The following is a 26,299-nucleotide window of genomic DNA, read 5'->3' on the forward strand; positions in this document are numbered from 1 at the left end:
CAATTTGAATTTTTATCTCATACCAAAATTTTATAGGAGGACTAATGGAAGAAAAGAGTTTTAGTATATATGGCCTGTCTGCTGGAGTTAAGTTAGCAGATGAAATTTGTAATATGTTAGGTGTTAAAAGAGAAGAAATGGAAACTATTCGTTTTGCTGATGGAGAAATTTTAGTACGAGCAATGAATTCAGTTCGTGGCAAAGATGTTTACATTATTCAATCAACATCACGGCCAGTTAATGAAAATTTGATGGAGTTATTAATTGCAATTGATGCTTTAAAACGCGGAAGTGCACAAAGCATTAATGTGATTATTCCTTATTTTGGTTATGCGCGACAAGACCGTAAAGCGCGTGGCCGTCAACCAATTACTTGTAAGTTAGTTGCTAATATGTTAACAACAGCAGGGGCAACAAGAGTGATGACTGTTGATTTACATTCACCACAATCAATGGGATTTTTTGATGTTCCTGTTGACGATTTACGTTCAACACAAGAATTAGCAACAACAATTATTCGTAAATTCGAAGAAGATCATATTACTGAAGAAGTAACAATTGTTTCACCAGACCACGGTGGATTAGTTCGTGCTCGTGACGTTGCTAATCGGTTAGGGAGTTTGGCCGGGAATATTGCGGTAATTGATAAACGTCGCCCAAAACCAAATGTTAGTGAAGTTCAATTTGTGTTGGGAGATGTTAAAGATCGAATTTGTTTTATTGTTGATGATATGATTGATACAGCAGGAACAATTTGCAATGCCGCTAAAGCTTTAAAAGAAAATGGTGCAAAAGAAGTATACTTATTAGCTTGTCATGGTGTTTTTTCACCACCAGCAAAAGAACGATTAACTGAAATCATCAATAATGGAACTGTCAAAAAAGTTATTGTTACGAATACAATTGATATTAATAGTGACCGTCTCTTTGATGGGTTAGAAGTTATTTCAATTGCTAGCTTAATTTCACAAATGATTAAAGCAATGATTGAAAAACGTAGTTTATCTGATGTTTATCTACAATGTAATGAAAAAATTAAAAAATTAGTAGAAAAAATCAAAGGAATAAAATAACAGTCATTTAATATATTAAATAAAAATAAGATACTAAAATAGTTATTAAAAAAGTTTAAGGTTAATTAAAAAATAGACCTTAAACTTTTTAATTTTAGTATGGTAGTTTTCTAAAACCTACTATATTTTGTTATTTTACTTTATTTCAAGTTTTGTAATTTGCTCTAACTAAAAATGATAATGTTGTACGACTATATTGTCGCACATAACCTGGATCATAATCAAAGAAGGGGCCATTATTTGTGATTTGATATTTTTTACTATTGTTTGGTTGTTTTGCTTCCTTTTTAGTTGGTGCTTGATGAATACTTTCTTGCTTTGAAATTGTACGACCGGCATAGTTAGTTTTTTTAATTTTTTGTGTAATTCGTTTATGTTTCTGTTCATTAATATACTCTAATTGTGAAGGCGGTTTAACTTGCTGTGGTTTAATTGCAACAATTTTTCCTTCTTTTTTATTATTAGTTTTTTTGATTGTAATTTGTTTTGGTGTTTTTGGCAATTCCAAAGTTTGACCGGGAGTTAAATTTTTTGTAATTGATAAAAGGAGTTGTTTTTGATCTTGTGTTAGTCCTTTTTTAAAACGTAATAATCTTTCAATCGTCGGTGCATTTAAGCGCATTGCTAATAGTTAATTTAAAATATTTTGATTTTCTACAGTATATTTTTTTGTTGTGATATAGGGTTGAAGTTGTTGTTAATTTGTTTGTACTCATTTTGTTCCTCATTTTTTACATATATTTTTACGATACCATATTTTTTAACAATCTGGTATGCTTTATAAGAATTTTTTAAAATTGTTTTTTAAATGTTGTTACATTTAACAATGCCAAAAAATTAAAATTTATTTACAAATTTTAAAAAATAAAAGAAAAATTTCTTGCAATTTATTTTTACATCGTGTATTATTTTATTCAATTTTTTATATTGATTAATACCTCCTTTTATGTTAATATTAATAAATTAGTGTAATTATTTAAGAGGGGTTATTTTAACATAAATAAAGATACTGAAAAAGATCTTAGTGAAGATATTGATCCAAACGCTTCGCCTGATCAAAATGAAATTGTTAATCCTAAATCTGAGAAAAAACAAACTACGGATAACATTAAATATGGACGTGCAACATTTGGGGGAATTTTTAAAACAGAATTATATAATTCTATTGCCCGTGATAAAAAACATTTGCTGCGATTTTTATTAATTTGTTTTATGTCTTTTTTGTATGGAATTATTTGTATTACTGGAGTTTGAGATCCAGTTGCTAATATTTCAAAAGTACCAATGGCAATTGTAAACCGTGATGATGCAACTTGTGTTGCTTATGTTAATAGTAAAGGTGGAAATGAATTTATTGACAATGCAGTTAAAGTTGGTTATTTAGAAGCAAAAAGCTCAGAAGAATGTAATGGGCAAGCAAGCAAATGATACCAAAGTGAAAGATTTGATCCAAATAAGTATGAACTTAATTATCGTTATTCTTCATTGGTTGATAGTGTTATTACTAATAATAACAAATATGATGAAAATTCAAAAACTTTAACAACATCAATTGGTGATATTGCAACAACAATTAAATATTTAAAAGAGACAGAAACTAGTTTTACTCCAAATAGTAAATACTGAGTGCAACTAAAAATTCCAACTGATTATTCTTTAAATACTTATAAATTAATGCGTGGATTAGCTCAAATTGGTGAACCAAATTTTACTGATGATGATGAAAACGATTTCTTTAAAACAATGGATTATTTCAGTGCTAATAAAATGGAATTTTGAGCGACATATGAACATAGTTTTATGATTGGTAATATGATGAATATGTTACAAGCGGGTTTTGGAAGTTTAGCTAGTAGTATTCTAGCAACATTAGCACCAGAAACAATGTTTTGATTAGCATCACGACAAGATTATGGTGAAAGTTCAAATGGTGGTGGGAGCTCTCATTTTGGTGAGTATTATATTATCCCCAAAAATATGTATAATTTTATCATGGCTGTTGTTCAAAACATTAGCACATATGATTGTGATGGGAAAGTATGTCAGGGACCAAAACCAAATGAGCCATCAAACTTATATAAAGCGTTACAACATCTAAAACAAAATAACCCTAAATTATATGAATCCGTTAACAAAATGTTTGGTCATATTAAAAACGATGTTATGATTTCTGTTGGTGGGATTATTGAATTAAAAATGGCGGATATTTTACCGCTTGCTTTTCAAATTATGTTTCCTGATTTAGGAAGCCCAAAAGATAATGACCCAAGATGAGAACAACGTGTTTACTTTTCAGATTATAAAACAAAATTATTATATGTAACTCAATATTTTTCTTTAATTTTGTCGAAAACTCTTGATATTTATAAAATATACCTAAAATTAGGTATATTTTTAATATATAGAGGTAAATAAATGATGAAAAAAATAATTACAGAATTAATAAATAGCTTAACAGATGATCAATTTTTAGAATTTTATGAAAAAATAAAACAACAAGCAGACTTAATTAAAAAACAAAAACGTTTAAATGAAATTGATCAAAAATTTAGAGATAAAGGCATTATATGTCCTAATTGCAAATCTTTTCATTGTGTTAAAAATGGTCATAATTCCGAAGGAAAACAAAAATATTTATGTAAAAAATGTCGTGCTAGTTTTGATGCATTTCGTCATCATTTTACTTATTGAAGTCATTTAAATTATGAACAGTGAAATTTATTAATTCAAATTTCATTGTTAGGACAATCTAGTAAAATAATTTCTCGTTTTATTAAAACAACCCCAAAAACCGCTTGATATAATCGACAAAAATTAATGCAATCAAAACAATTAGAAAATACACAGTTAAAATTTAAAAAATTAAATGGTCAAATCCAAATGGATGAAACATTTATTAAAGAAATTCATAAAGGCAATTTTAAAGATAAATTTGATAAACGAAAAACTCATCTCGATCCATTTTCAACTGATACCAAATGCTGTATTCAAATGGCAGTTGATAGCAATAATAATATTTTTGTTCAATCCACCAATACCAAAAGATTACAAAAACAATGGATTATTGAAAATATGAATAAGCAACTAATTAAAGAAAAATCAATAATTATTTCTGATATGCAACCACTATATTTATTAGTAGCAAAACAAACAAATTCTACTCTATATTCCACCAAAACTAGTACAAACCCTGATACTAGTTATCAAAAGTTAAATAAGATTAGTAAATTACAATCCAGTCTTAAAGAAGCCTTAATTCATTATCATGGTTTGGGTTTCACTAATATTCAAAATTATTTAAAGCTCTGAAAATGAAAATACCAACACAAAGGTTTAACACCAAACCAACAATCAACGGTATTATATTTTAACGTTTAAAAAATTTAAAGCAAAATCATAATCTTACACAAAATTAGTTTTCAAATTGTCATATTGATGATTTTTTTTATTTCATCAAGAGTTTTCGACAAAATTAAAGATATTTTTTAAATAATGTATCAAAATCAACTAGTGTTAATAAACATATCCAAGGTTATGAATTTGGAACTTATGGATATGGATTAGGATTATATTTTATTTCAATTTCATTGTGAATTGGAGCTATTACGCAAACATTTATTTATCGTAAAAAAAGTTATACGCCTAATGCAAAATGATATCAACACTATTTTTCAAAATGATTTACAATGTTGATAACTTCCTATGCCCAAACGCTATTGTTATTCTTAGGATTATTAGCTGTTGGTTATGGAAAATTAGGATCACCAATTGTTTATATGCTGATGTGGATGATTGTCACAGCGACCGTCTTAACAACAATAACCCAGGCGCTCTGGTACTCAATGCCAGATGATAATGTCGGGCGATTCTTATCTATTATCTATACTGTCTTTAATTTAACGGCCGGGGGAGGAAGTTTCCCAGTTATTTTACAAAATGGCTTTTTCCAAGCAATTAGTTATATTGTGCCATTTAAATATACGATTTTTGGAATGAGTAATATTGTCTATGGAATTGCATCTAACGAGGGAATTGTTAGCATGTATAACAATGAAATTTTAGGGTGTTTTGGAGCATTACTAATTTTCCTAGCAGTCTTTTTAGGAATTGGTTTAGGAACGGCATATATTTATCGTCGAATTGAAATGTTTGGAACATTTAGCTTAAAAGAAATTTATGAAACAATGGATAATATTGATGCAACAAAAGAATTTGTTAGAAGTCGTCGTGTTATTAACAATTTAAGTGTTGAATATGCTTTATTAATTAAAGAATATATTGATGAAAAACATCGTGAACAAAAAATTAAAGATTTAGAAGATAAAATTAATTCATTGTATAAAGATCCTGCTGTTGTTCGAATTAAAAAATTAGAAGCAATAATTGAAATGTATCGAAACCGTTTTGAAATAATTAAGCAAAAATATGTTATTTTAGTTCAAAAAGCTGAAATTACAAATGATAGTTATGATATTCGTAAATCACAAATATTAAAAGAAAAATTAGAAACTTTAGGCGAAAAAATTAAGGCAGCACGAAAAGAAATTGAAATGCTGAAAACTAATCCAAATTATGAACGTATTCTAAAATTACGTGAACAATTTGATAATTTAAAAGACAAATATAATTTTGCAACACGAACAATTAATGACAATAGTTCAAAGCTAAAATTACGAAAAGTATATACTTTACGACAACAATTAACATATATTCAAAATAAAATTGATGAGTTAAACAGTAATACAAAGAAAACAGTTTTTGATAACCCACGTGATAAAAAAATTAATAAATTAATTGTTCAATATAATCTAGAAAAAGAACATTTAAATCATTTAAAACAAACAAAACCAGAATCAAGAATAGTTGCAATTTGCCAAGAAAAATTATTAATATTGGCAAATGATATTAAAGATTTAGAGGCAAATAAAACCCAAGTTAATCATCATATTGAAGACCGTATTGCTAAATTAAAACGTCAATTAGAAGAATTAAATGCTGAAAAAGATAAAAATTATAAGTTATCGAAAATTACAAAAGATGAAATATACAATATTAGAATTCATAAGATTAATACTAAGATTGAAGATATTAATCACCAAATTGAAAATCTAGAAGATGAATTACGTTCAATTATTGAACAGCAAAAAGATAAAATTACTAATAAATTTAAATTTGCAAAATATAATGCGGAATTAGTTAAATTAAAAACAAATTATGTTTATGATGATAACCGCGAAGGAATAGATTGGGAGGCTTAGTGATGAAAAACGACGAGTACAAAATAAATAAAAAGAATAACACGGATATTAAACCAAAATTTAGTGATATTTTAAAAAACGAATTACGTGCCTTTTTTGTTGAAAAGCCATTTAATAAAGTAATCGCAATTGTTGGTTGTTTTATGACCTTTATTTATGGATTTTTCTATATTTGAGCCTTCTTTAATCCGTATCAAAATTTGCGAAGAATACCAATGGCAATTGTTAATCAAGATGCTAATGTTTGTATGATTTATAAAGATGATAAAAACTTGCCACCATCAACTGATGGGACTGATTAATTATTAAATGCAGAAGGAATTTCATTTGATTATACTGTTAATAATCAAGCAGATTGTACTTCACAAGCAAAAATGGTTGGGAAAATAGGTTATTATACAAGTATTTCTGATGAAGCTGTAACAAAATTAAATTTTTACAATGCTGACACTAATCGTTTTACTTATGACTTAAAAGTTGGAAAAGTTGAAGGAGATTATGTTCGCTATTCAGGGCAAAATGTTAGTGAATTAGATAGTAAATATTAAGTTCAAATCCGAATTCCACAAGGATTTACACAACATTTAGCTTCATTAATTGTCAACATGAATAAAGCAAATTATGCTTGCTTTGATGGTTTTGATAGTAACAATGTTTGCAAAGACGGTGACCCAACACATGTTTTACCAGCAACAGAATTAAATGGTATTATTATTAAGGAATTACGTTGATTTGTTCAAAACAGAATTATTTTTTGAGGAACATTTCGCCAGAATTTTGCAAGTGGGATGATTAGTAATTTTTATGGAAATTTAACAAAAGCATTAAGTGCTCAAATTTTACCACAGTTAATGGCTACAACTTTGTTTACAATGTTTAGTTATTATCCACCAAATTCAACAAATCCTAATGATCGAACAATTCAAGAAGCTGATATTAATCGCTTTCTATTTGAATTCATTGATCCATCATTGGTTCCACCAATGGTTATTGCTGGACGCCCAGTTAAATTAAGTGATTATATCCCAGTCCAAAAAAGAGCAATTGCTTTAAAAAATATTTTAGATGTTGCAATTTCAGGAAACTATATTAGTTCAAAAATTGCTGATGAAATTTATCGCTTCTTAACGGGAATTCAACCAATTTCATTAATGCCAATTGTTAATGACTTATTTCAAATTAACAATCCAAAACCAAATCCGGCATTTGACATTGATCTTATAACCTATCAAGTTAAATTTAATCGTAAGGAAATGAATTATACTGAATTTTCAGCAGCATCAAAAAGCTTTACTGAAACAGGTTCTAATTTAATAAATATTTTTAAAATGCCACATACTTTAGTTGGAAAACAATATAGTCAATATGGAATTGGGTTAGGATAAGCATTTATTTTAATTGCAACTTTCATTGGAATCTTTGCTTCAACAATTATTTATAATCGCCGGTCACGGACACCTAATACTAGATTTTATCAACATTATTTATCTAAAATGCTAATTTTACAAGTTAATATGTTTATTCAAGTCTCAATTTTATTATTAATGTTATTGCCAATTGGATTTTGACAGTTAGGATCAACATTTTGGTTACTATATTTATTCTCACTTTATGTTGGGTTTATCTTTACCTTTATTGTTGGTGGTATATGGTTATCCATTCCTGATGAAGTTTCTTCACGGGTATTAAATATGGTTGTTCTAATGTTTAATTTTGCTTGTGGATGAATTTTATTCCCATCATTTATGTCAAATCCATTCTACAATGCATTATCAAATATTATGCTACTCATTTATGCAATGCATAATATGGGAAATATTATTTATTGAATTGCATCGGGGGCGGGACAATTATGATACTATAAAGCAGATATTATTAAAAACTGTTTAGTCTTATTAGCAATGGCTATTATTATGATTGTTATAAAATTAGCGACATTACATATTCGGTTCTTTCGTGCTCATTATGGAACACGTCGAATGAGTGTTATTTATAAAGCAATGACACAAGTTGAAAGTACAGCAGAGTATGCTCATAAAAGAAGTGTGTTATTGATTTTAACAAAAGAGCAGAAAAAAGAAATCAAGGCAAAAGTTAATGAAATATTGTTTACAAATATTAGTGAAAAATATTCTTATACAAAATTAAGTAAAAGACAAATTAAAAAAATGGAACGAAATTCAATTGATTAAGGAGGACCAATAAATGAAAAAATTATTATCATTACTAACAATTTTTTCATTGTCAGCAGCAGTTGGAGTTAATGTTGTTGGTTGCAAGACAAACAATCTTGGTGATTTTCCTGGTAATAATCAAGTTGCGAAGACAGCGGCACCAGCAGTTATCAATGCTGTTAATAACTTTTTAATGTATAATGTTTTATATATTAAAGGTACTTCTGCTGCTGACAATAAGTTTTATTATAATTATCAAGATATTTTACAGAACCAATGAGAGCGTTATCCTTCGTTAGAGGATCCTTCATTAAATCCATGAACAAACAATGACCAAGGAACAACAGCCGTTAATTCACTAGCGGTGGTGTTATATACTGTTACTTTATTAGGAAATAGTAAGGATAAACCTTCGGGAGTTAATGGTGCTGTTGCGAGAATTATGCCCAATAAAAACGGAACATTATTTCAGACCGCACAAAGTTTGGTGCCAACATCAGATTTTATTGATGATGCAATGTATAAAAAAGCAAAAGTTAGTCCTGCTGCAAAAAAATGTTGATGGGTTACTACCAAATTAGTGGCAAAGCAAAAATTCATGAGTATGGTTATTCAATGTTACCTAATTTAAGTGCTGTTGATTTTGGGTGACTTAAAAAAGATTTTTTCACAACCAATGATAGTGAAGCAGATATTACAAAAGTTGTTATTGCTGAATTAGATAAAGAAAGTAACATTAAAATTGATCCTGCTGAAGTTGAATTAGTTGTTAAAACAAGACCAAGCGGTGGAACTGCCGGTGGGAAATTAGTGGTTGGAACTTACGAACTTACTTTGGAAGCAAAAAAAGACGCTAAAACAATTCAGGGATTAGGTAATTTTAAAGTTGATGTTGTTGATAAAGCTAACTTTAAGTTTAATTTAGAAACAATTCCAACAAAATATTTTTCAGTTGATTTAACTGTTGGTAACAAGGTTAGCGATTTAAAAGCAGCGGTTAAAAATTATGTTGAATCATTTGTTGCTCCAGCAGTTGATAAAACCGAAATTGAATATACTGTTGAAAATGAAACTGATGATACAAAAGCATTAACAGTAAAACCATATAAAGTTATTGTGTCAGCAAAAAGCGCGGCTACAACAGTGGATAAAAAATTAGAAATTATAGTTGGAGTTTTAAATAAACCAGTTGTTGACTTAGACTTAACAAAGTTTTCAAATAAAATTCCAGCACCATCATTTTTAAATAGTAATTATAAAGAAGATGACTTAGAAACAGCAGTTAAAGCAGCGGTTTTAAAATGAATGCCACGAGAATATCGCAATGGTGTTACTTTGAATACAACAATTGATGCACGACCAGCTGGTGGTAGTGCTGTTGGTAATTTAGTTGAAGTAAAGTATGCTGTAACAATCACGCCAATTGGTGGTAAAGTTACAGGAACTTATAAAATGAATATTCAAGTTATGAAATTTACAACTAATGAAACAATTGATATTTATTGAGCAGGAGTTGATATTCCAGTTGCCAACATTACGAATGGATAAAAAGTAAAATTAATTTTACTTTTTTTATTTTTAAAATATTTAAAGCGAAGATTGATATAATTAAAGTAGAATAAAAAGAGAGCAGTATAAGGGGGGTGTCATAATGTTTAAACTAATCGCTAATTATTTGCCAGCTGGTGACCAACCATTAGCAATTGAACAATTAACAACAAATTTATTTGCGAGTAAAAAGCATCAAGTTTTACTGGGAGCGACTGGGACTGGAAAAACCTTTACGATGGCAAATGTTATTGAAAATTATCAAAAACCAACATTAGTAATGGCTCATAACAAAACATTGGCAATGCAATTATATGTTGAATTAAAAGAAATGTTTCCGGAAAATCGGGTGGAATATTTTGTTTCAAACTTTGACTTTTATCAACCAGAAGCATATGTTCCTAGCAAGGATTTATATGTTGACAAGGATGCTCGTCAAAATATGGAATTAGATATGATGCGTCTAAGTGCTTTTAATGCTTTAACAACGCGTAAGGATGTAATTGTTGTTGCTTCAGTTGCTGCAATTTATGGTGCCCAAGATCCCAACGAATATAAAAAATCTTTTTTTCAAGTTGATCGTAACCAGAAAATTAGTAAAAAAGCGTTAGCAAATTTTTTAGTATCTTCAGGATATGTCCGAAATGATATTGAATTAATTCCAGGTAGTTTCAGTGCAAAAGGAGATGTCATTAAAATTGTTCCGGGATGAAATATTAAAACTTTTATTCGGATTGATTTATTTGGTGATGAGATTGAAGACTTAGCATATATTGATGGGTTAACTGGTGATGTAACACAACGGTTATCAACCTTAACAATTTTTCCGGCACAAGATTATATTACTTCACCAGAACGATTAGCAGAAGCAATCAAACGGATTGAAGCAGAATTAAAAGTTCGCCTAGCAGAATTAGAACAGGAAGGAAAAATTGTTGAAACACAACGATTAAAACAACGGACAGAATATGATTTAGATTCGTTACGAGAAAGTGGAATTTGTTCTGGGATTGAAAATTACTCACGGCATTTAGATTTACGAAGTGAAGGGGAAGCTCCATATACTTTAATTGATTTTTTTGGTGATGATTTTTTAACAATTATTGATGAATCACATATGTCATTACCCCAAATTCGGGCAATGTATAATACTGATCGCAGTCGGAAAGAAACACTAGTTAATTATGGGTTTCGATTAAAAAGTGCGCTAGATAATCGCCCGCTAAATTTTGATGAATTTAATCAAAAATTAAAGAATGTTATTTATGTTTCGGCAACACCAAGTGATTATGAATTAGCATTAGTTAATCAAAAAGTAGTTGAACAAATTATTCGACCAACTGGTTTATTAGACCCAACTGTTGAGGTAAAAGGAACAGTTGGGCAAATCAATGATATTATTGCCCAAGTTAAAAGTCGCCGTGAAAAAAATGAACGGGTATTTATTACAACTTTAACAATTCGAATGTCAGAAGATTTAACAAGTTATTTACAAGAACAAAATGTTAAAGTTGCTTATTTACATAGTGAATTAAAAACATTAGAACGGAGTCAAATTTTATTAGACTTACGAAAGGGTGTTTATGATTGTATTGTTGGTGTTAACTTGATTCGGGAAGGAATTGATATCCCAGAAGTATCACTAATTTGTATTTTAGATGCTGATAAACAAGGTTTCTTACGTAATGAACGTAGTTTAATTCAAACAATTGGACGCGCAGCACGAAATGCTAGTGGGCATGTTATTTTATATGCAGATAATGTTTCTGATGCAATGGAAAAAGCAATGGCAGAAACAGCACGTCGTCGTCGAATTCAAGACGAGTATAATCAAAAATATCATATTACACCAACGACAATTATTAAAAGCATTCGTGATTATACTAATATTAAAAGTCAGGATGATAAATTACAAAAAATTAAAAATAAAAAATCAAAAGAATATAAAACAGCAAAAGAAGCATTGCTTAACGATTTGCGAAAAGAAATGTATGAAGCCAGTGAGAAACTTGACTTTGAACGAGCAGCAGAATTACGCGATATTATTATTGAAATTGAAGCAGAATAAAAATTTGTGATAGTATTAAACTATGAGGAGGAACTTAGGGTGGAAAAGTTTATTGTAAAAGATATTGTTGATAGATTTGAATATGAAGTTTTAGCAGGAGCAAAAGGACTTAACCGTGAAGTTAAAGTTTATGGTCTTAATCGTCCGGGGTTAGAGTTAGCAGGATTTGATTTTGAAAAAAATAATAGTAACCGTCGGGTAGTTTTATTATCAAATAAAGAGCAATTATTTGTTAATACATTAACTGATGAGATAAAAAAAGAACGTTATGAATATATTTTAAATGAAAACATTCCAATGATTATTTTGACAGAAAAGTTTACGGATAAAGTATTATTAACAATTGCCGACAAGCATGATTGTCCGGTTGTTTTAGCAAAAAATATTACCACAAGTCGTTTGTATCAAGTTGTCCTAGAATTTTTTGATGAACAATTTGCTCCAATAGTGGAAGAACATGCGTCATTAATTAATATTTTTGGGAAAGGAATTTTATTAAAAGGAAAATCTGGCATCGGAAAATCTGAGATGACATTAGAATTAGTTAAAAAAAATCATTTATTTGTTGGTGATGATCGGATTATTATTCAACAACGAAATAATAAGTTGTATGGGCAATCACATGAAATGTTAAAAAATTTAATTGAGGTTCGTGGTTTAGGGATTTTAGATTTAAGCAAAATTTATGGCTTACAAGTTTTATTAGATGAAACAACAATTGATTTAGTAATTGAATTGATTCATCTTGAGGATGAGCAATATAAATCAATCGACCGTCTTGGCTCAGAATATAAATATATTAAAATTTTAGATACACAAGTTCCAATTGTAACAATTCCCGTTACGTATGGACGAAATGTTAGTGAATTAGTTGAAACAGCTGTTTCAAAATTAAAATTAGGAGCAGCTGGTATCTCTTCAATGAAAACATTACAAGATCGTTTTAAAAAATATTCAAAATAGAAAAAGGAGTAGGGCTGGTGAATTTAGGAATATGAATTGCCTATGATACTTATGGGAATTGATTTCGACCATATTGATTTTTAATTTTTTGTGGTTTTGCAATTACAATTATTTTGTCATGAGTTAATTTTTGTAAACGCCATATTCCCACCCAAGGATTATATTTAGGAATCTTTGTTATTTCACCAATTGCTTTATTAGGAGCTAGTTTTTTTGGAAAATACGATGCTAAGAATCCAATTTTCTTTTTTACGTTATTTTCGTTTTGACAACCAGGAATGAGTATTCATGGTGGTTTAATTTTTGGTTTAATAACCGGGTGAATTTGATTTGGATTTGAATCACGGAAACATAATATTTCCATTTGAGTTTATGCTGATTCAATTGTTCCAAATATTTTATTAGCACAAGCAATTGGGCGTTGAGGTAATTTTTTTAATCATGAGTTATTGGGAGCAGCTGTTGCACGAGAGCAATTAATGTGACTACCAAGTTTTATTCGCGACAATTTGTTTAAATGATATGTTCCTGATCCAATACCAAATAATTTTCACCCAACACAAGCGGTCGGAATTGGTGGTGGTCCTGTTGATCCAACTGATTTTAATAATGTGCAATATTTTCAACCAATTTTTTTATATGAATCATTTGCCAATATTTTATTATGAATTTTAATTGTGATTGCATTACCATTAATATTTCGTTATAGTTATTATTGACGGTTTAAAAAAGAAGAACCCGATTTTACGAAACTATCGTGAAAAGGGATTTGAGCAAAATGATATTATGATATTAAACCTGACCCAATGATAGTCAATAACCTATCACAGGAGGTAAATTTAAAAAAAGTTTATTTTAAAAATAAACATAAAATGACAAAAAAACAAGTAATGAAAACTTACTTTAAATATCACGGTGCACTTTTAAAACAAATTTTAAAAGCTGATAAACGAGAGTTAGAAAAAGTAGAAAATCCCCATCGATTAAAGATTTTCCGTTGTGGGATCCAAACAGGAATGTACCTTGCTGGTTATAATATTATTCGGATAATTTTAGAAACACAACGTGATGATCATGATTTATTTATTAAAAATATGCGGATCCTTGATTATGTTATTCTTAGTTTAATGATTGGGATTGGTTTAATTTTAATATTATTTGCACATTGAATAGCTGTTATGAAATGAAGAAAAGGCGGATGATTGTATGAAAAACAATACTAATGAAATATATGATATATTAATCATTGGTGCAGGACCAGGGGGGATAACTGCTGCAATTTATGGGGCACGGGCAATGGCCAAGATTGCAATGATTGAAAAAGGGGCTCCAGGAGGAAAAATAACAAAAACCAGTGAAATTGAAAATTATCCGGGGTTTGATAGTATTCAAGGCCCAGATTTAGCATTAAAAATGTTTGAACAAACCCAAAAATTAAATATTCCCTATTTAGCAGAACGCGTAACAAATATTACTAAAAAAGATAATTTATTTGAATTAGATTTATTATCGGGTAAAAAATTATTTGCAAAAGTAGTAATTGTGGCAACTGGAACTGTTGAACGAAAATTGGGAATTCCTGGGGAAATTGAATTAAATAGTCGTGGTGTTTCGTACTGTGCTGTTTGTGATGGTGCTTTATATCGAAGAAAAGATGTCGTTGTTGTTGGTGGTGGTTATGCTGCAATTGAAGAAGCAATGTATTTAGCACGGTTTGTTAATAAAGTTTATTTGATTCATCGTCGTGACCAATTCCGTGCGGATATGAACATTGTTAATAAAGCAAAGGCTAACCCTAAAATTGATTTTATTGTTGATAGCATTGTAACAGAAATTAAAGATGTTGATGCAAATCGGGTAACAGCAATTGTTGTCAAAAATGTTAAAACTGATGAAATAACAGAATTAGAAGTTAGCGCAGTCTTTCCATATATTGGTGCAATTCCAATTAGTGATTTTGCAAAAAATTTAGATGTCTTAGATGAAAATGGATACTTTATTGTTGATAATAAATGTTTAACAAAAGTGCCGGGGTTATATGCAACTGGTGATGTGACGAATACAACATTGCGTCAAATTGCAACAGCTGTTAGTGACGGGGCAAAAGCAGCGCAATTTGCCTTAGAATATCTTGATAATTGCTGTTAAAAGGAAAAATTTACGATAAGATATATATTAGATAAAGCACAAAAGAAAGTGAGAAAGTAGTTATTATGAATAAAAAAGAATTAAAAGATGTTCAAGTTAATGGGAAAAAAGTTTTAGTTAGAGTTGATTTTAATGTGCCAATGAAAGATGGGCAAGTAACAAATGATAATCGAATCACAGCAGCATTACCAACAATTAAATATTTGCTAGAGCATCAGGCAAAAGTTATTTTATTTTCACATTTGGGAAAAGTAAAAACAGTAGCTGATTTAGAAAAACGTGATATGGCGCCGGTTGCTAAAGTTTTGGAACAAAAGTTAGGACAACCAGTTAAATTTGTTGATGCTTTTGAAGGAAAAGAATTAGAAGCAGCAATTAATGAAATGCAAGAACAAGATGTTATTTTATTTCAAAATACCAGATTTGCTGACATTCTTGATAAAGATGGGCAAGTTAGTGTTGATGATAATGGCAATGCAACTGCAAAACGTGAAAGTAAAAATGATGCAGCATTAGGAAAATATTGAGCGAGTTTAGGTGATGTTTTTGTTAATGATGCTTTTGGAACAGCGCATCGTGCTCATGCTTCAAATGTCGGGATTGCTTCAAATATTAAGGAATCATGCTTGGGATTTCTAGTTGAAAAAGAAGTAAAAATGTTATCACAAGGAGTTGATAATCCAGTTAAACCATTTGTTGCAATTATTGGTGGGGCTAAAGTTTCAGATAAAATTGGTGTAATTGAACATTTATTAACAAAAGCGGATAAGATTTTAATTGGCGGGGGAATGGCATATACTTTTTTTGCCGCCCAAGGTCATAACATTGGAAATTCATTATTAGAAGCTGATAAAATTGATATTGCAAAAGAGTTTTTAGCAAAAGCTAATGGGAAAATTATTTTACCAATTGATGCGTTAGAAGCACCAGAATTTGCTGATGTTCCAGCAAAAGTTACTAACGGAGTTGAGATTGATGAAGGTTATATGGGCTTAGATATTGGGCCAAAAACAATTGAGTTTTTTAAAAAAGAGTTAGCTGGTGCTAAAACAGTTGCTTGAAACGGACCAATGGGAGTGTTCGAATTTAGTAACTATAGTATTGGAACAAAAGCTGTTTGTGAATCAATTGCCGAATTAAAAGATGCCCTTACCCTAATTGGTGGTGGTGATTCAGCGGCTGCTGCAATTCAGTTGGGTTATAAAGATAAATTCACCCATATTTCAACTGGTGGTGGGTCAAGCCTAGAATATATGGAAGGTAAACCGTTACCGGGAATTGAAGCTGTTCAAAATAAATAGGACATAAAAAACGACAATGTTGTCGTTTTTTTCTTTGTTAAAGTTGTTGTTGTGTAATACAGTGAATGTTTCCACCACCCAATAAAATTTCATAAGCATAAATTGTTTCAATCTTATGATGTGGGAAAGCAGTACTAATAATATCAATTGCTTGTTGATCGGTTGCTAAATTAAAGATTGGTAAAATGATTGCACCATTAGTGATGTAGAAATTAACATAACTACCAGCTAAGCGGGTATTTTCTAATCGTGCTTTAACATGTTCTTTGTCAACAATATCACTAGTATCTTCTCTTGTTGTATACATTGGTGTTGGAATTGGCAATTTAATTACTTTAATTTTACGACCCATTGCATCAGTTGTTGTTTCTAGCACTTTGAGGGCATCAAGACTACGTTCATATTGGGGATCATTTTGATAATCAGTTCAGGCCAAGAGAACGGTTCCTGGTTTAACAACACAGCACATATTATCAATATGGCCACTTGTTTCATCATTGAAAATTCCGTAGGGTAATCAAATTACTTTTTTAATATTTAAGTATTTTTTTAAAGCTGCTTCAATTTCTGCTTTTGATAAATCTGGATTACGATTAGGATTTAATAAACATTCTTCTGTCGTATATAAGGTTCCTTCACCATCAACATAAATACTACCTCCTTCTAAAACAAACGAAGTACGATAACGATCAATGTTTAAATAAGCACATACTTCAGCGGCAATTTTATCATCATTATCCCATGGAAAGTATAAGCCACCATTTAAACCTCCTCACGCATTAAATACTCAATCAACAGCATAGACATTACCACTTTTTTTAAAAAGGTTGGACCAATATCACGCATTCAGGCATCGTCGTTTTCGAAGATTAAAATTTTAATGGTTGGATCCAATAATTTTTTGGCAATTTCTTTTGTTCGTGGCGAAGTAATCATTGTTACAGGCTCATATTTATTAATTGTATTAGCAACTTTTGCATATACAATTTGTGCGGGTTCAGCATTTTTTCGTCAATTATCAATTCGTTCCGGGAAAACCATTCAACAGCCTTGGTGTGGTTCGAATTCTCCGGGCATATAATATTCATCATCTTGCGATATTGTTTTTAATAACTTATTCATGTTGTTGTGTTCCTCCTTTTTTATGTTTTCATTTGTTGTAACTAATTAAGATTTCTCCAACAATAATGACGATAATGCTCCAAACAATACAAAAGGTAACGTGTTGCCCGCCACCATTGAAAGCTCAGGTGTCATTCTTAACAATAATACTACCAAAAATAAACAAAATAACAGAAAAAATAATAATAATGGTTGGAAGTAAAACAATAATTCATTGAACTCATAGGGGTCCTTTAATTTTAAATGGCCGTTCAATATTAGGCTTGCTAAGCAGTAACTTAATATAGGCAGGAAAGATTAAAAAGTAAGGGGCTAAAAACATCAGCGATGAAAAAGCATATAAGGTTCAAAATAGGTTTGCAACATTTGGTGTTACTGATAGCATTGCTCCGCCAATTAAAATAACAATAGTTGAAATAATACCGGTAATAATTGATGCTCATAATGGTGTATCATTTTTTAATTTAGAAGCAAAGATGCTTGGAAATTCACCGTCTTCAGCCGCTTCTTTAATTGCTAAGTTTGCGCCAGATGTTCAAGTAATCATTGTTCCAAAGAAAGTAAACAAGATAAAAATAGCAACAATCATTGTAATTCAGGGTGCTTTAAAAGCAGCACCAATTGATTGGATAATTCCATTTGCTTCATCAAGGTGGTTAACATTAACAATAATGTTAACAGCGGCGGTTCCAATTAAATAACAAATAATGATAATAATTACACTAATTAAAATACTTTTTGGAATTGTTTTTCGGGGATTATCAATTTCATCAGTAGCATTACTTTGTAATTCAAAGCCAGAAAAATTATAAATAATAACCGGCAGAAAGATAACACCTGTTGATCAGGAAGGTAAAAAACCAAATTTTGCATCATTAATTGGAGTTGAAACTGGATGCCCATTTGCTAATCAGTAAATTGCACCCGCAATTAAGGCAACAGTTACAATTAATTTTGCGACTGATGTTAAATTTGGAATTGATTTTAGTTTCTCTAACCGAATAAAATTTAATACGATTGTAATTCAAGTTAGCAATAAGGCAATTCCAATTTGAATTCAAAAGTTTAGCGTATTATTAAAAAGGCAAATGATAAGGTACTTGAAAAAGCTAAGTAAACAGATGGCATTCATAGTCCAACGTTAATTCAATATAACCAATTTGTTCGTGCAGCTCATTTTCGTCCAAACGCTTTTTTCACTCAAACATACATTCCACCTTCAGCACCAAAGGTAGAACTTAATTCAGCACTAATAAAACCATACGGAAGAAAATAAAAGATTGCGAGTAAAAATCAATAAATAATTGATGATCATCCAATTTTTGCAGCAGCAGCAAATGAGTCAAGGACAAAAATGGCACTAAAGGTAAAAAGGATAATATCAGTTATTTTTAATTTCTTTGTTTTCATAAAGATTATTCTTTATGATTAAAAGTATAACGTTGTTTTCACGGACGCTGAATATTATATAATCAACTAGTAATATCACCACTATGATAAATTTTTGTATATTCTGTGGCAATATCGAGGCATTGATAGATAAAGTAAACTAACAAGGCCAGTTGGGCAGTTAAACGGTTTTCAGCTTGTTGAAAAACAATTGATTGAGTTCCATCAATAACTTCATCCATAACTTCAATGTTTCGTGAAGCTGGCAAACAGTGCATAAATCTTGCTTGTGGTCCCGCTTTTGCCATTAGGGAATTAGTAATTTGATAAGTTGGTTTAAAGGCTTTTACACGTTCGTCTGCTTCATCTTCTTGGTCAACTCATCATCATAAATCAGTATAAATAATATTGGCATCTTTAACATAATTTAAATCTTCCGTAATTAAAATACTACCGCTATTGTTTTCTTTAATGTTTGCTTTGGCAATATCAATTCACTCTGGTGGTGATTGATATTTTTTCGGGGCAATATGAACAAAGTTCATTCCCATTTTTGTCGTAATGTGCATTAACGAACTACAAACATTAGTTCGATCACCAATAAAAACAATTTTTAATTTGCTAAAGTCATTATTCAAATACAAGGTTGGGTCAGTGTGTTCTAAGATCGTAAATAAATCACATAAGGCTTGTGTCGGATGATTATAATCACTTAGGCCGTTAAAAACAGGAACATCAGCATTTTTGGCAATTGCCGTTACTGTTTCGTGTTTTCAAGCCCGAATTAAAATTCCATCAGTCATATATATGTGATAAAACTTTAATTGTGTAATAAAGAGACTCTTTTTGGCCAAGATGAATTTCTCCAGGTTTTAAATATTGTGCATGTCCGCCCAATAATGTCATTGCTGCTTCAAAAGAAACCCTTGTTCTTGTTGGAGGTTCTTCAAAAATCATTGCTAATGTTTTATTTTGTAATAAGGGTGGAATTGCACCATTATAACGAGCAGTTTTTAGTTTTTTCATTAGCGTTAATAAATCCAAGATTTCATTCTTACTAAAATCTTGTGTATCAATAAAATGTCGTAATTGATTCATTGTAATTCTCCTCTCTTTGCTTTTATTATATTTTTCTCGCAACATTTTACAAATTAAGATTCTAATTATTTTATAATTAATTAGGAAAAAAATGGATTTTTTTTCGGAAATAAGTTAATATTAAGGCATAAAAAAGGACATTAAAGGATTTTAATCAGTAGCATTAACATTTTAATTATAAAATAATGGTTAAAATAAGGACCTATTGGAATGAAATCAGGTTATTTTGTTTTTTTAATTAAAATTGAGAGGTAATAGTATGATTAGATTGGATGAAATAGATCGGGATATTATTGGGCAGTTGCAAAAAGATAGTCGCATTTCAGTACGCAAAATTAGTAAAACAATTAATATTTCTGAAAAAACAATTCGTATGCGAATTAATAAGTTAATGGGGCAAAATATTATTAAACCTATTTGTATTGTTAACCCAAATGCTTTTGGTTATGTTAATTTTGTTGATATTTTTTTTTAAAATTGAGCATGATGTTGATATTAAAGTTTTACAAGAATTATTACATAATAAAGTTTATGTTTCATACTTATCACGTCATTGACATGACCAAGACTTTGCAATTCAATGTTGGTTTCAGTCAGGAAAATAAATGATTAATTTTATTAGTGAATTAGAGAATTATCCTGGTGTTTTAGATGTTAAGTATTATTTAATAAGTGAGATTTTATGAGATTCTTATTCATGAAAACCAGAGGATAAGAATTATCGTTAATTAACATTGTGCAATAATTATGCGAACATTATTTTTTATGATATAATAAAAATGATTGTTTATAATTGTGTAGAATAGAGGAGATAGTTACATGGCAGTTAGCGACCGTAATATTGTAAAAAAACATGGAAAAATAGCAGATAAGATTATAGCCTTAGATGGAGCAATGCAAGCATTGTCTGATGAAGCATTAAAAGCAAAAACAGCTGAATTTAAAGAGAAATTAGCACAAGGTGCAACATTAGATGACATTTTAGTTGAGGCCTTTGCGGTGGCGCGGGAAGCAGCGCGTCGTATTTTAGGTTTGCATGCTTATTGTGTTCAATTAATTGGGGGAATTGTTCTACATGAAGGTGATGTTGCGGAAATGAAAACCGGGGAAGGGAAAACCTTAACTGCCTTAATGCCAACATATTTAAATGGTTTAACTGGGAAAGGAGTCCATGTTGTTACTGTTAATGAATATTTATCAAAACGGGATTACGATATTAATGGTCAAGTGTTTTCATTTTTAGGTTTAACAGTAGGGTTAAATACTCTTAGTGGAAATAAAGATGAAAAGAGAAAAGCCTATAGTTGTGATATTACTTATACAACTAACGCTGAATTAGGGTTTGATTATTTACGTGATAATATGGTTAAAAACTTTAGTGATAAAGTACAACACGGATTAAACTATGCTATTATTGATGAGGCTGATTCAATTTTAATTGACGAATCAAGAACACCATTAATTATTTCGGGAGGTCGCCAAAATCGAATTCCACAATATCAAGCAACTGATCATTTTGCAAAATCATTGGCACGCAAAAATGATCTTGAAATTGATTTAGAAACAAAACAAGTGTATTTAACGCCAGAGGGAATTTCAAAAGCAGAAAAGATTTTTTCAATTAATTCATTATTTGATATTAAAAATACCGAATTATATCATTTAATTTTAAATGCTTTAAAAGCTAACTTTGTTTTTAAAAATGGAGTTGAGTATGTTGTTCAAAATAATGAAATTATTTTAATTGACCAGTTTACTGGACGGTTAATGCCAGGACGGGCATATAGTGATGGTTTACAACAATCATTACAAGCAAAAGAATATGTTGAAATTGAACAAGAAACAGTAACAATGGCAACAATCACTTATCAAAACTTTTTCCGTTTATATAATAAATTAAGTGGAATGACCGGAACGGCAAAAACAGAAGAAGAAGAGTTTGTTAAAATTTATAATATGCGAGTAATTCAGATTCCAACTAATCGCCCCCTAATTCGTCGTGATGAAGCAGACTATATGTTTGCAAATCGTGATGCAAAAATGCAAGCAATGATAAAAGAAATTCTGACTTTACATGAAAAAGGACAACCAATTCTAATTGGGACAACTTCGGTTGAATCATCAGAAATTGTTTCGCATTATTTACGAAATGCTAATTTAAAATTTGAAATGTTAAATGCTAAGAACCATGAACGAGAAGCGGATATTATTGCGGAAGCTGGAGAAAAGGGGGTAATTACCTTAGCAACAAATATGGCTGGTCGGGGAACGGACATTAAATTAGGTGCAGGAGTAACAGAACTTGGTGGCTTGGCCGTGTTTGGTGTTGAACGAAATGAAGCTCGTCGGATTGATAATCAGTTACGAGGACGTTCAGGACGACAAGGTGATCCCGGATTTTCGCGTTTTTATGTTGCAATGGATGATGAGTTAATGATGCGTTTTGGTGGTGATCGCCTACGCCGCATTTTTGCAAGATTAGGATCAGACTTTATCCAATCACGAATGTTAACAAGAGCAATTTCAAATGCACAAAAAAAAGTTGAAGGAATGAATTTTGATCAACGAAAACACATTTTAGATTATGATAATGTTTTAGCACAACACCGTGAAGCAATGTATGCTCGTCGTGATCAAATCTTAACAGCTACTGATTTAAAACCAATTATTAAAAAGATGCAGTATTCAGCAGCATATGATTTAACAAAAATGTTTGGAAATCAATCACATGGTGAGTGATTTATTCATTATGATGAATTAATTAAAGGTGTTAATGATAAAGTTGTTGCAAATAATGTGTTAGATAAAACAGTAATGGAAAAAATGACGCGAGAGGAAGTTGCAAAATATCTTGCTGAAAAAATGAATGGCTTTTATCGTGCGCGAACAGAAGAAGTTCCTGTTGATGTGATGAACCAAATTGAACGAAATGCGATTATTTCTTCGTTTGATGAATATTGAACAAAGCACATTGATCAAGCAAGTAAATTACGAAGTGGGATTTATTTACGTAGTTATGCACAAACTAATCCGATTCATGCTTATGTTGAAGAAGCGGCAAAATTATTTGAACATATGCAATTATCAATTGCCCATGAAGTTGTTATTAAATTAGCAAATGTTGTAATCCGAAAAGTTGAGGATGGGGGAATTGAACCAATACAAGATTCTGAACAAGAGGTTCGCGAATTTAAACAAAAAGGTTAATTGTCCAAACCACTATGCCAAGATAGTGGTTTTTTCTGTACTATTAAACGAGAATTAAAAGAGGGATAAAAATGAGTTTTGCGTTAGAAGTTAAAGAGGAAATTGTTAAAAAAGAATTTGACCTAATTTGTCAAAAAGCTTTTCTATGTGGTTTTGTTAAATATAATATGACATTAAATATTAGTAACCATTATTTTAATTTTGAAGTTAGTTCAATTAGTAACGCAATTATTCGAACAATTTATATGTTTCTTAAAAACTTATACCACGTTGAAATTGACATTATTATTATGCAAACAACAAAATTAAAGAAACATAAAACGTTTATTCTGCGGATTGAAGAACGGGCAGCTGAAATTTTAAAAGACTTAAATATTTTTGACGCTGACACTAACGAAAAGATTATTACAATTCCAGTTGATTGAAGTGAACGTCAACAACGTGCTTATATTGCGGGGATTTTTGTTGCGTGTGGTAGTGTTAATTCCCCTGAAACAAGTAACTATCACTTAGAGGTACAGTTTATTGATGAAATTTCCGCACAAACTTTTCGTAAATTATTACATAAATTTCATTTTCCTTTTAAAATAATTATGCGACATGATAAATGTGTTTGTTATCTTAAGAAATCAATTTTAGTTTCTGATTTTCTAAAATTAATTGATTCAATTAATAGTGTTTTAGCATTTGAAAATACCCGCATTTCGCGCGATATGGTAAACAGTATTAATCGGTTAAATAACGTTGAGATTTCAAATCAACAGAAGGCAATGAAAGCTGGAGAAGAACAGGCCGTTATGATTAATTATTTGTTGGATCATAATTTATTTGATGAACTAAATGATAATACTCGAAAAGTTGCATTATTACGGGTTTCTTATCCCGATGCATCATTACAAGACCTTTCACTATTATTAGAAAGTGAACATAATTTAGAAATTTCAAAGTCGGGAGTTAATCATTTGTTTCGTGAAATTAAGAAAAAATATTATGAAAACCAAAAATAAGATATGCTATAATTTACTTATCTTTTTTATAAGATATGTTTATTGAAGGTTATGTATTTGAAAATGGAGGAAAAAAATTATGGGAAAAACGAAAAAACATGTTAAGTTCTTTGAATTTTTAACTGTTTTTTCAACGGCTGTTGGAATTACAATCGGAATTGGGATTTATTTAAAAAATGATACTTCTGAGGGCCATGTTTTATATTTTACTCAAAATCCATATTTAGCAATTGCCCTATGAATTTTAGTTGGAATTTTAGGAATTGCGATGATTATGGTTTTTATTGAAATTGCTTCCATTAACACAAAGAGTGGTAATGGAACATTAGCATTATGAGCCAATGTCTTAATTGGTCGTAAGGTTGGAAGTTTGTTTTCAATTTTTTATATCTTTTTTTATTTTCCAATCTTACTAGGAATTTTTCCAATTTTTAGTATTAATGCAATGTTTGATGCGTTAGAAGTAACGAGTATTACGAAGGGAACACAAAATGCAATTGCAATTAGTGTGGGTAGTATTCTTTTAATTTTGTTTTACTTATTAAATATTTTTTTACGAAATGTTGGAAAATGAGTACAAACAATCGGGACTTTTGTTAAATTTATTCCACTAGTGGTAAGTTTAATTCTTGGATTTATTATTCCAATGAGTGGTAACGTGTTTGATACTTTTAAAGAATTAAAATTTGGGAATTTCTTTATGGGTCTTTTGCCGGTGTTATTTTCTTTTGATGGCTTTATTTATGCCGCCGGATTACAAAAAGAAGTTTCTAACAAAAATGTTGTCCCAAAAGCATTATTTGTGGCAATGGTTTTTATTACGGTTTTTTACTTGATTCAAGTTATTTCATTATTTTTAGGAACAAATGATGGAAGTGTTTTTAGTTTATTTAATAACATTATTAGTGGACCAATTGCCCGTATTTTAACTTGATTTATTGTTATTACCGCATTAATGAGTATTAACGGTTTAACATTTGTTTCACCAGCATTGGGACAAACTGTTCAAGATGAACGTCTTGTCTACATTGGTAAAAGAGAACTAAGTTATCAACAAATTGGTTTAATTCAAATGACAATTACAGTTAGTTTTAACTTAATTATTATGGGAACTAGTTTAGCAGTCAAAGATGATCCGCTTTATTTGTTAGATATCTCTTCAAATGCTGTTAGTTTTGTTGCTTTTATTTGTTATATTAGTTTAATTGTTGCAGTATGAGTAAATCGTTATACAAAGCGGGTTGAAGTAACGAAAGTAAAAGGAATGTATTACTATGCTGGTTTTGCGATCTTCTTGTTAGTAGTTTCAATTTGCTATATTATTTATAGTTTTGTTGCTTTTAAAAGTAATCACAATACCTTATATAGTTTAATAATTATTGTTGGAGGAAGTTTAATTTTGTGAGAAATTAATGAATTATTATTAAGCAAAACAGCGCCCCCAGTTCCATACCAAATAAAAACCCCAATGATTAATAAAATTAATCAATAGGGTTATAAGTTAAGATTTTATCAATTTCATCAGTGTGGTGAACTTTTTTTCAGCCGCCCATCAAAATATAAACTTTAAAATTATGTTTTTTTAGCAAACGATATAAGTCAAGATGTGAATGACCTGCACTTGAAATAAAAAGGATTTTTTTATCTTTAATAACTTTTTTTGAATAAATTAAACGGAACAAATGATGAGAAATATTAATACTATTAGTAATATGACTTTCATGTCATTCTTCTTTTGGGCGAACATCTATAATTAATCATTTTTTAGAATTATTAATTTTTGGTAATTTTTTAATTGATTTTGTATTATATTTAATTTGAAATGCTGAAAAAAACATCTTTTCACCTCTTTGTAATATATTATAACATTAAGAAAGTTATTATTTTACTAGGAAATTCTTTAATTTTGTCGAAAACTCTTGATGAAATAAAAAAAATCATCA

Annotated in this window: 24 protein-coding genes and 2 pseudogenes; 20 read left to right on the top strand and 6 right to left on the bottom strand. The window is 29.9% G+C overall.

The genetic code is table 4. The annotated features are described in order from the left end of the window. Positions 1-44: 44 nt before the first annotated feature. Positions 45-1,073: a ribose-phosphate diphosphokinase gene (locus ACOBME_RS06670; protein WP_338965085.1), complete on the top strand. Its 1,029-nt coding sequence runs from the start codon at positions 45-47 to the stop codon at positions 1,071-1,073. Positions 1,074-1,203: 130 nt separating this feature from the next. Here ACOBME_RS06670 and ACOBME_RS06675 read toward each other — a convergent pair whose 3' ends face one another. After that, on the bottom strand, positions 1,204-1,695 hold the full coding sequence (locus ACOBME_RS06675; protein ID WP_338965087.1) for a hypothetical protein: 492 nt from the start codon (positions 1,693-1,695) through the stop codon (positions 1,204-1,206). Positions 1,696-2,285: 590 nt separating this feature from the next. On the opposite strand from ACOBME_RS06675, the gene ACOBME_RS06680 reads away from it, so the two are divergent. The 14 genes from ACOBME_RS06680 (at position 2,286) to ACOBME_RS06745 (ending at position 16,533) form a co-directional block, all read left to right on the top strand. After that, positions 2,286-3,488 (top strand): YhgE/Pip domain-containing protein, encoded by a 1,203-nt coding sequence (locus ACOBME_RS06680; protein WP_338965089.1) that lies wholly within the window; start codon positions 2,286-2,288, stop codon positions 3,486-3,488. Then, a complete protein-coding gene (locus ACOBME_RS06685; protein ID WP_338963247.1) occupies positions 3,489-4,451 on the top strand; it encodes an IS1/IS1595 family N-terminal zinc-binding domain-containing protein in 963 nt (320 codons plus the stop codon). Between the two features lie 209 nt (positions 4,452-4,660). Continuing rightward, entirely contained in the window at positions 4,661-6,331 is a 1,671-nt protein-coding gene (locus ACOBME_RS06690; RefSeq protein ID WP_338965092.1) for a hypothetical protein, read from the top strand. Further along, positions 6,331-6,633 (top strand): YhgE/Pip domain-containing protein, encoded by a 303-nt coding sequence (locus ACOBME_RS06695; protein ID WP_338965095.1) that lies wholly within the window; start codon positions 6,331-6,333, stop codon positions 6,631-6,633. Before ACOBME_RS06690 ends, ACOBME_RS06695 begins: the two co-directional genes overlap by 1 nt. A gap of 72 nt (positions 6,634-6,705) precedes the next feature. Next, positions 6,706-6,879, top strand: a complete 174-nt coding sequence (locus ACOBME_RS06700) for a hypothetical protein (protein WP_338965098.1) — start codon at positions 6,706-6,708, stop codon at positions 6,877-6,879. 57 nt (positions 6,880-6,936) lie between these two features. Further along, positions 6,937-7,716, top strand: a complete 780-nt coding sequence (locus tag ACOBME_RS06705) for a hypothetical protein (protein WP_419334742.1) — start codon at positions 6,937-6,939, stop codon at positions 7,714-7,716. A gap of 108 nt (positions 7,717-7,824) precedes the next feature. Then, positions 7,825-8,523 (top strand): hypothetical protein, encoded by a 699-nt coding sequence (locus tag ACOBME_RS06710; protein WP_419334743.1) that lies wholly within the window; start codon positions 7,825-7,827, stop codon positions 8,521-8,523. A gap of 13 nt (positions 8,524-8,536) precedes the next feature. Beyond that, positions 8,537-9,136 carry a hypothetical protein gene (locus tag ACOBME_RS06715; RefSeq protein ID WP_338965103.1) on the top strand — a complete coding sequence of 200 codons (600 nt, stop codon included), beginning with the start codon at positions 8,537-8,539 and terminating at the stop codon, positions 9,134-9,136. After that, complete coding sequence (locus tag ACOBME_RS06720; RefSeq protein ID WP_419334745.1) at positions 9,061-10,053, top strand: hypothetical protein; 993 nt, start codon at positions 9,061-9,063, stop codon at positions 10,051-10,053. Before ACOBME_RS06715 ends, ACOBME_RS06720 begins: the two co-directional genes overlap by 76 nt. 103 nt (positions 10,054-10,156) lie before the next feature. After that, entirely contained in the window at positions 10,157-12,121 is a 1,965-nt protein-coding gene (uvrB, locus tag ACOBME_RS06725; protein WP_338965109.1) for an excinuclease ABC subunit UvrB, read from the top strand. 39 nt (positions 12,122-12,160) lie between these two features. After that, complete coding sequence (gene hprK, locus ACOBME_RS06730; RefSeq protein ID WP_338965110.1) at positions 12,161-13,084, top strand: HPr(Ser) kinase/phosphatase; 924 nt, start codon at positions 12,161-12,163, stop codon at positions 13,082-13,084. A gap of 17 nt (positions 13,085-13,101) precedes the next feature. Continuing rightward, positions 13,102-14,307 carry a prolipoprotein diacylglyceryl transferase family protein gene (locus tag ACOBME_RS06735; RefSeq protein ID WP_338965112.1) on the top strand — a complete coding sequence of 402 codons (1,206 nt, stop codon included), beginning with the start codon at positions 13,102-13,104 and terminating at the stop codon, positions 14,305-14,307. Next, on the top strand, positions 14,291-15,232 hold the full coding sequence (trxB, locus tag ACOBME_RS06740) for a thioredoxin-disulfide reductase (RefSeq protein WP_338965114.1): 942 nt from the start codon (positions 14,291-14,293) through the stop codon (positions 15,230-15,232). Before ACOBME_RS06735 ends, trxB begins: the two co-directional genes overlap by 17 nt. A 65-nt stretch (positions 15,233-15,297) precedes the next feature. Continuing rightward, a complete protein-coding gene (locus ACOBME_RS06745; RefSeq protein ID WP_338965117.1) occupies positions 15,298-16,533 on the top strand; it encodes a phosphoglycerate kinase in 1,236 nt (411 codons plus the stop codon). Positions 16,534-16,570: 37 nt separating this feature from the next. Here the strand turns inward: ACOBME_RS06745 and aguA are convergent. From aguA to argF, 4 genes and pseudogenes are all read right to left on the bottom strand, one after another. Next, positions 16,571-17,655: pseudogene (gene aguA / locus ACOBME_RS06750) on the bottom strand (agmatine deiminase). Beyond that, positions 17,648-18,787 (bottom strand): APC family permease, encoded by a 1,140-nt coding sequence (locus tag ACOBME_RS06755; RefSeq protein ID WP_419334748.1) that lies wholly within the window; start codon positions 18,785-18,787, stop codon positions 17,648-17,650. The pseudogene aguA and the gene ACOBME_RS06755 overlap by 8 nt, the downstream one beginning before the upstream one ends. Further along, positions 18,721-19,065: an amino acid permease gene (locus ACOBME_RS06760; RefSeq protein ID WP_338965121.1), complete on the bottom strand. Its 345-nt coding sequence runs from the start codon at positions 19,063-19,065 to the stop codon at positions 18,721-18,723. The genes ACOBME_RS06755 and ACOBME_RS06760 overlap by 67 nt, the downstream gene beginning before the upstream one ends. A gap of 5 nt (positions 19,066-19,070) precedes the next feature. Next, positions 19,071-20,142: pseudogene (gene argF, locus ACOBME_RS06765) on the bottom strand (ornithine carbamoyltransferase). A gap of 259 nt (positions 20,143-20,401) precedes the next feature. Between argF and ACOBME_RS06770 the strand changes: the two are divergent. From ACOBME_RS06770 to ACOBME_RS06790, 5 genes are all read left to right on the top strand, one after another. After that, positions 20,402-20,617 (top strand): Lrp/AsnC family transcriptional regulator, encoded by a 216-nt coding sequence (locus ACOBME_RS06770; RefSeq protein ID WP_338965128.1) that lies wholly within the window; start codon positions 20,402-20,404, stop codon positions 20,615-20,617. Between the two features lie 130 nt (positions 20,618-20,747). Continuing rightward, a complete protein-coding gene (locus ACOBME_RS06775) occupies positions 20,748-20,870 on the top strand; it encodes a hypothetical protein (RefSeq protein WP_338965131.1) in 123 nt (40 codons plus the stop codon). Positions 20,871-20,961: 91 nt separating this feature from the next. Then, complete coding sequence (gene secA, locus ACOBME_RS06780; protein ID WP_338965134.1) at positions 20,962-23,349, top strand: preprotein translocase subunit SecA; 2,388 nt, start codon at positions 20,962-20,964, stop codon at positions 23,347-23,349. Between the two features lie 71 nt (positions 23,350-23,420). Beyond that, complete coding sequence (whiA, locus tag ACOBME_RS06785; protein WP_419334751.1) at positions 23,421-24,356, top strand: DNA-binding protein WhiA; 936 nt, start codon at positions 23,421-23,423, stop codon at positions 24,354-24,356. Between the two features lie 79 nt (positions 24,357-24,435). Continuing rightward, a complete protein-coding gene (locus ACOBME_RS06790) occupies positions 24,436-25,848 on the top strand; it encodes an APC family permease (protein WP_338965138.1) in 1,413 nt (470 codons plus the stop codon). Here ACOBME_RS06790 and ACOBME_RS06795 read toward each other — a convergent pair. Continuing rightward, complete coding sequence (locus ACOBME_RS06795) at positions 25,838-26,194, bottom strand: rhodanese-like domain-containing protein (protein ID WP_338965140.1); 357 nt, start codon at positions 26,192-26,194, stop codon at positions 25,838-25,840. The genes ACOBME_RS06790 and ACOBME_RS06795 overlap by 11 nt on opposite strands. Positions 26,195-26,299: the final 105 nt, after the last annotated feature.

This window comes from Spiroplasma endosymbiont of Sarcophaga variegata, assembly GCF_965178695.1.
Taxonomy (GTDB): Bacteria; Bacillota_I; Bacilli_A; order Mycoplasmatales; family Mycoplasmataceae; genus Spiroplasma; species Spiroplasma poulsonii.